Annotated in this window: 2 protein-coding genes; both read left to right on the plus strand. The window is 34.4% G+C overall.

Annotation, left to right across the window (positions count from 1 at the left end; translation table 11 throughout):
• The first annotated feature begins 628 nt into the window (after positions 1–628).
• Positions 629–3,970 (plus strand): cadherin-like beta sandwich domain-containing protein, encoded by a 3,342-nt coding sequence (locus KEM10_RS19105; protein ID WP_212218171.1) that lies wholly within the window; start codon positions 629–631, stop codon positions 3,968–3,970.
• Positions 3,971–4,424: 454 nt separating this feature from the next.
• A complete protein-coding gene (locus KEM10_RS19110; RefSeq protein ID WP_212218174.1) occupies positions 4,425–8,366 on the plus strand; it encodes an MG2 domain-containing protein in 3,942 nt (1,313 codons plus the stop codon).
• Positions 8,367–8,666: the final 300 nt, after the last annotated feature.

An 8,666-nucleotide genomic window follows, 5' to 3' on the forward strand; every position in this document is an offset into this window, starting at 1 on the left:
GATTTATAGAAGGAGATTATTGTAGTTGTATTCTATTTTTTTCCATTCTATCATCCAAAAGCATGGTTAGAATCGGCATGTGTCATTATTTTTTTTGATAAATGTTAAAATTTACGTTGGAAGATATTCCATTAATATATCGCATTAAATCAATATGATATGGTTTGTCTATGGAAATATGTACATGCGTTTTGTGCAAAGGTTCTACTTTTTCGACTTTAAATGTGAAAAAATGATAATAAAGTAAAATATTAGTTTCTATATTTAAATAGCTAACATAAAATCTAACTTAAATATTTGAATTGTGAAAAATATTCTACTCAGTTTATTGTCTCCAGGTCTTTCAATAGCAAGAGACTTAAGTTTGTTTGTTTTTCGTTTAAATTATAACCCCAAAAACATCAACTCCTAAATCACATAAATCTTTACGGTAGCTTTTATATATCAATAGTAATGGTACTAACTTATCAATTAATTACATAAGTTTAAATGCCTAAGCTACCTAAAGTGTAAGTGTGATGTCAGTGAACTAACTTATTAAAAATTTATTTCAAGGTCGTATGAAGTGTGTTATTGAGTTAAAGGGATAGTAATACCTTCATTGACTACTTAACTAATATTTTATAATATGAAAAAAATCTATCTTTTATTTAAGACGGTCACAGCTATGTTGTTGACTGCAATGATTGGAATATCAGGCGTAAATGCCCAGGAATGGGATGCTCCCAGTTTAGTAGGAGAACAGCCTGTAAGCGAAACCACTTATTTTATTTATAATTTGGGGTGTAATGGATATTTAAATCGTGGTGCTAATTGGGGAACCATGGCTACCGTTACCGAAAAGCCTTATGCCAATGCTTCCACAGCAATAAATATGTGGACATGTGTAAACACCAGTGCAAACTATTGGACTTTTCAATATAATAATGGTGGTAGTGATGTAAATAATAATTATCTGTTTGCCATTGACGGTGGAAGTATTTATACTGATAATAGTTCATATAATACATACAATATTAGTGAGATTGATGCAGATAATCATGTTTATAGAATACAAGTAGCCGATACAGCCGCTTTTTATGCCGCAGATCAATTTGTAGGTACTGAACTTGTACCTGAAGAAACAAATAGAGGATTTACGAATGCGGTAAGGCATATTAGAACAGCTGATGATGATTATATCAATTGGATATTTGTATCTCAGGTAGGCTACGATTTGTATCAGGCAAAAATGGAGATGCACAAGTATATGACATATGCTCAGATGAGAGGTGATATAGATTTAACCTCTTATATTGCTACGTATAACGCTGATGTGATTGATGATATAAATACTGCTATTGGTGAATTGTTAACAGCATTGAACAGAACTGATGTTACCAGTTCAATTACTGATCCTGGCTTTGCTAATGGACTTGCGGATTGGACAAATGATGGTTTTGTAACTAATGATTGGACAACGCCGATTGGATATGACAGAGATGGTATTTTAATTGAAAAATATATTGATGAACCAGGTAATTTAGCAGAAAGTAGTATAACACAAACTCTTACCGGATTATCTAGTGGATTTTATGCTGTTAGCTTTAATGCTCATGCAGTGAAACAACAAGGATTAAATCCTTTACATACAGGAGCTTTCTTGAAATGTGGAGATGACTCTACTGAAGTGAGTGCTGGTGGTAAGTATTGGGTCGATCATGTGCATGTAACAGATGGAGAATTAACTATTGGTTATGTTTTAACTGGTGATATAGCTTGTAACTGGACTGCTCTTGAAGATTTTGAATTGTATTACTATGGAGCAAATACTGATGCTTCATTGTCTGGCATAACTTTGTCTGATGATAATGTTATAATACCAGTTTTTGATGCAGAAACAATGTCGTATGTTGCAAGTATACCAACTGGAACAACAAGCGTTGATGTAACGGTTACAACTACAGATGAAAATGCAACAACCGATTTAACTAACAACACAGTAACAGTTGACATCACTGATGGACTTGGATCTGTTGATATTGTTGTAACTGCTGAGGATGGTACAACTCAAGAGACCTATACAGTTGCCTTTAAAGAGGAATGTTTTACTGATATGTACCCTGGTTTTAATTTAGTTGGAGACCCAACGGTTTCTGATTTAGGTAACTTTGGTGGTTGGGGTACTCAATTGATTAATACAGATTTTGACTATACTTATTGTGGCGCAACAAGTGGTAAAATTGGTCCTGGTGATGCGGGTTCTATTGATGTTAATCCTATAAGTTTTGTAGCAGAAGGAATTTATCAGTTAAAAGCTCAGGTTTATGTTGAGGAAGGTACTTTTAGAATAGGTATGGATGATGGATCAGGTTCTGAAACATTTGTAACTATGTCTACTTTAAATCAGCAATGGGAAACAATTGATACGGTATTCCAGGCTACTTCGGGAGCCGGTGATGGAGGTTTAATGTATTTCAATAACTGGTCGTTAAGCGGAACAACAGGATATATAGATAACTGGGAGATGTATAATGTAACAGAAGCAACATTAACTGATATTAAAGTTGATGATGTATCAATTGAAGGTTTTTCTCCTGCTGATTTAACCTACGATTATTATTATGCATTCGGAACTACTCCAACATTAGCAGTTACAGCTACTGCGGCTACTGAAGGGGTTACTCCGGTAATTACTAACGTTACAGAATTACCTGGAACGGCTACTGTTGAGGTTACCGGACCAAACGGTATAACCTTAACCTACACAATTAATTTTATTGAAGAAGCGATTGTTTCTGATATAACTTTATCAGAAGGTGTGATTCTTATGCCTGAATTTGATGCCAAAACAAGCAGTTATGTAGCTGGTGTTCCTGCAGGTGTTACAAGTGTGGATGTTACTGTTGAGTTAGTAGATGAAAATGCAACTACTAATTTATCTTCAAATCCTGAAACGGTTGCTATTGTTGATGGAATGGGTTCAATTGAAATTATTGTTACTTCGGCTGATAAACAGACAGTGTTGACTTATACTATAGATTTTAAAGAGGAGTGTTTCACCGATATGTATCCTGGATTTAATTTAGTTAGTGATCCAACTATATCTGACTTAGGTAATTTTGGCGGTTGGGGAACTCAATCACTTAATACCGATTTAGATTATACTTATTGTGGTGTAACAAGTGGTAAAGTAGGTCCTGATGGAGAAGGATCAATTGATGTAAGTTCAATCAACTTTGTAGGAGATGCCATTTACCAGTTAAAAGCAATGGTATATGTTGAAGAAAGTGAATTTAGAATAGGTTTAACTGACGGATCTTCCACAAATGAAACATTTGTTGTAATGTCATCATTAAATCAAACATGGGAAGAAATAGATACTTTATTCCAAGCTAATACAGGAGCCGGTACAGGTTTAATGTATTTCAATAATTGGTCGTTAGATGGTACAGTAGGTTACATTGATAACTGGGAGTTATATGATGTTACTGAGGCTACTTTAACTGAGCTTACGGTAAATGAAACACCAATAGCTGATTTTTCTCCAGCCGTATTAACTTATGATTATTATTACGAGGCTGGAACTACTCCAACTTTTGAAGTAGATGCTACAAAAGCTGATGCAAATGCATTTATGATGACTGTTAATGGAAGCGTTCCTGGTTCAACAACATTATCTTTAGAAGGAGTTAACGGCATAGAATTGACTTACACTATTAATTTTATGGAAGATGGAGCAACTAATACAGATAAGTTAGAAGAGTCTGTAATTAAAGTATATCCAACTGTTTCAGCAAGTGGAGAATTTACCGTTGAAACATCAGGAAGTGCGTCAGTTGTTACTGTTTATGACTTAAGTGGTAAAGTTGTATCGCAACAAAATGCGGCGGCTGCTACACAAAAAGTAAACGTTAATGCTAAAGGTATTTATATCCTTAAAGTTGAATGCGACGGTAAGGTTGAAGTATTTAAAGTGTTTAATAACTAGTTTTAATAATTGAAGATCTGAATTCTGATCTTTAACCATGTTTTTCAAGAGGCTGTCCTTTAAGGATGGCCTCTTTTTCTTTGTTTTATATAGTTGTAATTGACACAGTTTATTGAATACTCCCCATTTTGGATGATTGCAACGTGTTTTTTAGCTTCTTGTAATAATAAATTGGCATTTATAACATCGTTTTTGACAAGTAAAGTTGAATATTTAGTATCTCTATACCTGCTTTTATCAGTTTATACCTTTCAGGTAATTATTATAACTTTCATAATTAGTGCAGAATAAAAGCATTCAAGCTTTTAATTATAAATAGTTCATCAACATAAATAGTTAGCATAAAAGAGTCTTAAATTTCTTATAGTGAAAGCTGAATAATTAGTATTAATATGATAAGTTAATTGCTATATTTATGCTATAAATCAAGAGTGCTATCTAAATTCAAAACTTCATGATTAAAAATCACCTTAACCTTAAAATGTATTTTAAGACCCTTATTGTAATCTGCTTATTATTTGTTTCATTATCTGATATGTTTGCCCAATCGTGGCAATCCGATATTATTCAAAAGCTTAAACTACATCAAAATATTAATCATCAGGAAAAAATATTTGTACAAACCGATCGACCTATTTATTTGCCGGGCGAAACCATTTGGTTTAATGCTTTTGTATTGAATGCGAGTACACAAACCTTAAATATGAATGAGGTGGTTTTGCATGTTGAATTGCTAAAACCTGATAAAACCATCAATTCAAAGGAGATGTTTAAGATTGAAAATGGGTTGGTATCAGGGCAATTCGAATTGAAACATACTACTAAGCCGGGAACATATTACCTGATAGCTTACACCAATTGGATGCGTAATGCAGGAAGTAGATTTTACTTTTCGAAACAAATTGTTGTTTCAGGTACTAATGAAGCAACAGAATCAGTTGAGCCTTCAACTAAGGTTGATATAGATAATGAGCCAAATGAGTTGACAGAGGTTGAGGAGCAAAAAATCAAACGAATTATATCTTTCTATCCTGAAGGAGGAGATTTGTTAACGGGTGTACCTAGTAAAGTTGCTTTTGAGGTGATTGATGGTTTAGGAATACCTCAGAGTTTTATGGGAATGGTTGAAGATAATACCGGGCAAATAGTTGCAGCTGCCAAAACCTTGTGGCGAGGGAAAGGATTTTTTATGCTTACACCTCAGGAAGGTAAAGAGTACTACATTAAGGAGGTTGGTTTGCCAAATGAAGCTGAAAAATATAAACTTCCCGATGCTCAAACATCAGGTTTGGCAATGAGTGTATCAGATAGGGGGAAAGATAAACCTGTTCAAATATCTATATCACAGAAAGGAAATATAGCTTCTGATAGTTTAGTGTTTCTGTTGGCCGTACAAAACGGGCAGCCTAAAAATGCTTTAAATATCGATTTAAGAGGGAGAGACAATATTGTTGTAGAAATGGATAAAAAGGATTTTAAGAACGGTATTGTTCAGTTTACCTTATTCGATGGAAATAAAATGGCCAGAGCCGAACGTTTATTGTTTATTAAAAAGGGAGATGCGCTGAATATTAAAGTCAATGAAAAATCATTACCCAATGATAGCCGAGGACAAATTACTTTAGGTGTTGAAGTCACTGATCATTTTGGTGATCCTGTTGAGGGAGTTTTCTCTGTTGCAGCCACAGATGCATCACGAGTTCCGGATAGGGCTTACAGGTCTCCGGATCTTACTGAATACATGTCGTTATACTCCGATCTTCCTTTGTTAAAATGGAACGAACCTGTTTTATTTGATGATTCCGGTGAAGGTAATTTTAAGTCCGACTTATTAATGTTAACCAATGGTTGGCGTAGATATCAATGGGAAGAAGTTTTGTCAGATTCACTAGCTCTTCCAAATTACTTTGAAGAACCGGGTATTTATGTAAAAGGTAAAGTAAGATCGGTGTGGGGGAAAGATAAAGTACCACAAGGGGCCAATGTAACGATGGTTGCCGGTAGTGTATTTAATAGTTATAGCGAACAGGTAGATGAAAACGGTGAATTTACTTTTATAATGAATGATTTTTATGGAAGTAAAAAAGTTGTTTTTCAGACTAAAAGTAAAAAAGACAATAAAAAGGATTACAAACTGGACGTACAAAGTATGTATCAACCCAAAAGTGTTGATCGTTTTGATTATTTAAGCATGGCCTATTTACCTTCAGAAGAAGATCAGGAGGTAGACATTAAAAATATACAATTATCAAAAGATGTATTGCAAAAGGAATTAGCAAGGGTAGTGGTAGAAGATACCTTTGTGGTTACTACCGATGTTTCAATTGAAGAAGTAGCCGTAAAGGCCGATACAAAGAAATCGGCTAAAGAAGAGATGAATGAAAAATACGGTACAGCTGATTACTCGGTTGGCGAAATGCAAATAGAAGAACAGATGGAAGATCAACCATGGTACGATGGTGTTTTTGCTCTTTTATACGATGCTTTTCCGGAATTACGAATCTCTACAATTACAGATGAAATGAATGTATCGAAGATTTCTCAGTCTGGTGATGTTGATTCCTCAGGCTCAACATCAGCAATATATTTTCAGTTAATAGGAAAAAGAAGGCATCGCTTTTATGTTTATGTTGACGGTAAGATGGTGGGAGCATCTAATATAAAAGGTCAGATGAGAGGTGTTTTTGGTACTTATACCATTGATGATTTAATAACATTGGACCCAAAAGAAGTTAAATCAATGGATCTGTTATTTCCTGACTCTCCCTCGGATAGAGCTCAGTTAATTGACGATGCCCGTTTTTATAGCAACGAACAGAGAGATTTATCTACACTAGATGGAAGAATGGATGATATGATCACGGAGTCGGATTTACAATCAACACCACCTGCTATCTTGTCAATTTACACTAAAGCTGGTGGCGGTTTATATAGTACAGTTGCTTATAAAGGTATTTCAAATCTTACTTTAAGAGGATTTAAAAGAAAGAAAGAATATTATCATTTTGATTATTCAACCGCATTAAATGATAGTGTATGGGCTGATGAACGCAATACGCTGGCTTGGTTTCCAGTGCTTAAAACAGATCAGTTCGGAAAAGCTGAGTTTAGTTTTTATGCCTCTGATGTATCAAATAAAATAAGGCTTGAGATGAATGGTGTTTCAAATGATGGAAAGATAGGTAGCAGAATTTATCAAACTCCTGATTCATTATTTATGTATGAGCAGTATGTTGAACCGGAAAGGGTAATTATACCAGTCGGCGGATCTAATGAGGCCTTTCAGACTCATTTGTTATTACCCGATTTAACCCCGGCAGCCTTTGCCCGTATTTCAAGTGTTGATAAAACATGGAGCACGTATACATCAACAGATGGTTTGTTTGAGGTTGATCAATCACAAATTACACCAACAAGTCAATTATTAATAGAAAAGCCCGGATATAAAGACATTCAATGTAGCTATCAGGAACTCATAAATAATAAAAAGACGCTAGCTAAAGAGAATCTTAATCTAATAGAGGAGAATGGTCTGGATATTATCAAAAAAGTCTATAGAAGCAGATTCAAAAATCGTAATTCAAAAAATATATTTTTCAAAGGTGCTTTCCGTCAGACAATTTATGATGGTATTAATTTGCATGAGATAAAAGATTATAATTTTATTCAAAAGTGGCCTAATATGGCTGAGGTAACTATTCCTATTCAGAGTAAAATAACAGGAGGAGGGGAGTTCCAGTCTGTTGACAAGCGAAGAAAAATCAGGTTTGACTCTAAAATAAAAAATGGTGAAGTTAAATGGAGGGATCCGTTATTTGACTTACAATCATTTTTAGATCTTAACTTCCAGAAAGAATATGCATATGTATTAGTGGGAGAAACAAAGTTTCAAGGTAGAAAAATGTACCGAATTCATTTTGATCAATATGATGATATCGCATATGCTTTTTACCAGGGAGAATTATTGATTGATGCCGAGACCTATGGTGTAGCATGGGCTTCATGGAAATACAGCGAGAAAGCATCGAAATACCTAATGCCCGATATGTTTATTGTAAAATATGGTTCGCAACAAAATTTCGAATTACTGAATGAACATCGCGAAATGACCTGGAAGTTTAATGGAGAATACTGGGAACCGGATTTTGCCGTGCATCAGTTTTCGTTTACTTTAAATGGAGAAGAGAAGAGAATTAAACAGGAAATAAACTGGGTAAGCATCTCTCAGGAGGAATATAAAGGTATAGAGTCAGAGATTCCTAAGACATGGAAAAAGTTATTGAAGACTAATGTTCAGTACGATCCTGCACAATGGCGCGATAGCTGGATACTTCCACCGGATTTGGATATTTTAAACCAAATGAAGTATCTAAACGAGATGATTAGTTATGAGTGATTTAAAGGGATAACTTGTGCGCCTTTTGGTATGATTTTTGATAAATATAAAATAATGATATGATAAGTTATTTATATCGTTATTTTATGTTTGTCAACAACTAACTAAAATCCAATCCCTAATGAATGTAACCGACCCTAAACCATCCTTTATTACCATTGCATTTTTGGTGCTAATTTCTCTTGCTTTAATATCTCCAGTATCGGCCCAAAGCTGGCAAGAAGAAATTATTAAAAAGCTCCAGCTTCATCAAACCATTCATCATAACGAAAAGGTATTTGTACAAACCGATCGGCCCAT

The organism is Carboxylicivirga linearis (assembly GCF_018271995.1).
Lineage (GTDB): Bacteria > Bacteroidota > Bacteroidia > Bacteroidales > Marinilabiliaceae > Carboxylicivirga > Carboxylicivirga linearis.